1 protein-coding gene is annotated in these 230 nt (G+C 63.0%); it reads left to right on the forward strand.

The window, feature by feature from the left end; genetic code table 11:
- A partial coding sequence (locus tag VJI94_RS08900) for a hypothetical protein (RefSeq protein WP_324009118.1) occupies nucleotides 1-230 on the forward strand: 230 nt, incomplete at both ends.

The raw sequence follows: 230 nt of genomic DNA on the forward strand, positions 1-230 counted from the left end.
TCGGCCTGCACCGCCATGCTGTCTCATGCCCGCGTGTTGGAGCTGTTGGACTATGCCAGCGTCTACGGCGAGTTCGACGAGAACACACCGGTCGGTACGCGGTCCAGTCATGGGACGGTCCTGACCGAGGGGCAACTGCATGCCATCATCGCTTATCGCAAGGTGCTGTGCCTCATGCCCGTGCAGGCTGAGGCACCGGCAATTACCCGGGAGCAGGACCGCCGCAATAG

Origin of the sequence: Parvimonas sp. D9 (genome assembly GCF_035282565.1) — a bacterium.
In the GTDB taxonomy this organism is placed as follows: Bacteria; Bacillota; Clostridia; order Tissierellales; family Peptoniphilaceae; genus Parvimonas; species Parvimonas micra.